This is a genomic window from Bartonella sp. AP57NXGY (assembly GCF_042195805.1).
GTDB lineage: Bacteria > Pseudomonadota > Alphaproteobacteria > Rhizobiales > Rhizobiaceae > Bartonella.
Genome location: NZ_JBHIOZ010000396.1, coordinates 1 through 955, shown reverse-complemented (window position 1 = coordinate 955; position 955 = coordinate 1). Strand labels below are relative to the sequence as shown.

The window sequence follows — 955 nt, the reverse complement described above, 5'->3', positions numbered from 1 at the left end:
CATAGCGAATGCTTTGGAATGGCGCATTGTGCATATTTGTGCTTGCTGATGTACTTCTTTGGTTTGCTTAATAATTTCTGTAATTTGTTTGGCTTTATTTTCTGATACACCAATGCTTTGAGCTAGTGTTTCATACTCATTATTTTGGACTGCTTTATGTTCATTTGGTGAAAGACGGGTGTTGATCTTTTTTACAAAGTTGCTGAGCTCTTTTTGACATAAAGGATTTTTTGCTAAAGCTTCTTGCTGTAATTCTTTTGGCAAGGTGAAGAGGTCTTGCAAGCTTTGACTTGGCATTTCTATTGTTTTTGCAAGGCGACTTTGTTCTGTTGCATGTTCTTGCGTAATTTCCTTTTCAGCATATTTTACAGCATGCGTGAAATTTGCAACGGCAGTACAAAGCATCTCAAGATGATTTTTAGCGTTTGCGCGTGCCTGATTTTGTAGTCCACATAAACTGAAACCTGCAAGATGAGAAATAGAGTACGGTGCTCTTTCAATCTGGTTGGCGAGCTGCTGGCCTAAGCTTGGATTTTTGATGATCTCTACCATCTGTTTGTCTAATATTTTTTCGTTACCATAAACAATTTTTGCCAATTTCTGGATCTGTTTTAAGCTTGTGTGTACGCAAGAATCTTCAGCAATCATTTCGGCTTTTTCATTTTCTGTCAAAGGAGCTAATCTTTCTTGTGGAATGAGAATGCTTTCAAGCTCTTTTGTTTTTGGGACTGTAAAGGTAAATTTGTCACCGGGTTTTAATGTTTTGAGTTGTTCTTGTGTGAGATGCTCTTTATTACCGATGATATAAGCGCCTTTCACATTGAAAGCAAAGCTATCATAACCAGCACCCCTATAGGTGCCCGTGTAAGTTTCACCTTCTTTTGCAACCATAACAGGACGATCATTAACATTGCGCCCAAGTTCTTTCATGTTGCTCATGAATTCCTTTAAAAGA

The 955-nt window shown here is 37.9% G+C and carries 1 protein-coding gene; it reads right to left on the bottom strand.

Annotation, left to right across the window (positions count from 1 at the left end):
• On the bottom strand, positions 1-955 hold a 955-nt coding region (locus ACFIL8_RS11095; protein WP_375689846.1), incomplete at both ends, for a BID domain-containing T4SS effector.